General features: G+C 63.1%; 2 protein-coding genes. One reads left to right on the top strand and one right to left on the bottom strand.

Going from position 1 to position 2,129, the window contains the following annotated elements:
• Positions 1-934 (bottom strand): phosphatidylserine/phosphatidylglycerophosphate/cardiolipin synthase family protein (locus tag Q4E95_RS13110; protein WP_303383721.1); only part of this gene is annotated, 934 nt, incomplete at its 3' end.
• Between the two features lie 194 nt (positions 935-1,128).
• On the opposite strand from Q4E95_RS13110, the gene Q4E95_RS13115 reads away from it, so the two are divergent.
• A complete protein-coding gene (locus tag Q4E95_RS13115; protein ID WP_303383722.1) occupies positions 1,129-1,923 on the top strand; it encodes a TIGR04086 family membrane protein in 795 nt (264 codons plus the stop codon).
• Positions 1,924-2,129: the final 206 nt, after the last annotated feature.

Here is a 2,129-nt window from a genome sequence, read left to right on the forward strand (position 1 = left end):
AGTCCGCCAGGATGTGGTTGGAGTCCTTGGGAACCATCACGCGGACGTCCACACCACGCTTGGACGCATCCACCAAAGCATCGAGAATCTGCTGGTCGGGAATGAAATACGGTGTGGTGATCCAGATATGATCCGTGGCGCGTTCGATGGCGCTCATGTACAGGTACCGGATCGGATACACGAGCTGCACCGGCAGGTTGGCAGCAACCCGAACCTCTGGGTCCCAGTTCTGCGGGGGCACCCACTCGATTTGTTCGCGCGGGTGCCGGTCCTCGTTCCACACCTGGGCAATGGAGTTCCGCAGTCCCCACACGGCCGGGCCCACCTCACGCACGTGGGTGTCCCGCCACTGACTGGCGTACAGGGAACCGATGTTGTAGCCACCCACGAAACCGATGTTGTCGTCCACGACCAGGATCTTGGAATGATTGACCCCGGTGTAACGCAGCGGGCCCCGCCACCATTTACGTCGGACGGCCGGCATCCGGAAGACATTGACCTTGTCCGAGAACCGATAGAAGGAATTGGGGATCACCAGGTTGGCGAACCCGTCATAAATGACGAAGACGGCCACCCCGCGTTCGGCAGCGGCGTTGAGAGCATCGAGGAACCGCTGGCCCACTTCATCGTTTTTCCAGATGAAGGTTTCCATGTGGATGGATGTCTGGGCGCCGTCAATGGCTTTGAGCTGGTCCTCGTAGAGAGCCTCACCCGACGTGTAAATGCTCAGCTCGGAGTCTTGCACCTGGGCGGTAAAGGTGCCCGGGCGAGGAGCATCACGGACCTTACGGTTCCTGTGTTTCCACCAGTCCAGGCCTGCCAGAGAGGCGATCACCGCGGCCTGCGCCCCCACAAGTGCGGCAGCACCGGCCCCGGCAGCTTTGAGCAGCATCCGCCGATGCCTGATTTCCATCACCACATGCATGAGGTCCATACGAACACCCTACTGGCCTGCGCGGCGGGTGAGCCGGTCAACCCGATTTCCCTCAACCCGGAATCGTGTAACGCCACACATGAGCTGGCCAAACGAAATCCGAAGCCGTTACAGTGGGGGCCAGAAGGAATCATCAGCTTGCTTACTTTTGAGTAAATTCCGCGCAGTTGACCCTTGACGAAAGGACTTCAGTCATGTCCAGTAGCACCCCGTCCAGCCCCGCCCCCGGCACATCTGCGACCACGTCTTCGCATGCCGTGGATCACCAGTCCGATTCCCACACTTCCCAGCACAACAAGCCGTCGTGGAAGGATGACGTGCTGGGTGATCGCCGAGCAGGTGATGTGAAAAACATTTCCTGGGGAGCGGTCATCGCGGGTGTGGTGACGTTCCTCGCCCTGACCATCCTGTTGTCGTTGATTACCGCGGCCCTCGGCCTGGGCATGGCCGACCTGAACTCCGCCAACCCCGGTGAGGGAGTCGGGGTCGCCACCGGCATTTCCTCGATCATCACACTGGTACTGGCTCTTGCCGGCGGCGGTTACGTGGCCGGGCTGTTGGCCGGCCGCGCCGGGCTCATCCACGGGTTCCTCACCTGGGCCACCTCCCTGCTCACCGCCCTGGTTCTGGCCAGTGTGCTGGTGGGCAATGCCCTGGGTGCTGTCGGCGGGCTGATCGGCTCCGCCGCATCCACGGTGACCGATACCGCCGCGCAGAATCCCGAGGCCGCCGCCTCCGTGGCGCCCGACGTCAGCGAGGAAGAAGCCAGCCAGGCCGGCGAGCAGGCTCAGCAGCAGGCCGGTGCGGCTATTGAGTCGGCCGCCCCGCAGGCCGAACAAGCCGCAAGCACCGCCTCCTCCGGCGCCATTTGGGGCTTTGTGGGCCTGCTGCTCGGGGCCATCATCGCCTCGATCGCCGGGGTCTTCGGCTCTCGCTCCGTGGCGGGCGAGCGCTCGGATGACAGCCGGGTGCGCACCTCGCGTTCCTGACCTGCCGTTACATCGGTCGGCGTACAAGTCCGCAACCGGATAGCCCCGCCCCGCAGACATGCCGGGCGGGGCTATCCCGTGCATGGCGGGTGGATCATCGTGGCTGGCGGGATTCACGGAATCACCCGGATATTTTCTCGAGTGCGCCGTTGCTCGCTACGGTGGTGTCATGAGAATTGCCACGTGGAACGTCAACTCCATCCGAG

The sequence above is a fragment of the Kocuria sp. genome, assembly GCF_030536815.1.
Taxonomy (GTDB): domain Bacteria; phylum Actinomycetota; class Actinomycetes; order Actinomycetales; family Micrococcaceae; genus Kocuria; species Kocuria gwangalliensis.

What these genes read in the sequence shown, in the direction of transcription:
- Q4E95_RS13115 (WP_303383722.1), top strand. Translation starts at nt 1,129, where the DNA reads ATGTCCAGTAGCACCCCGTCCAGCCCCGCCCCCGGCACATCTGCGACC.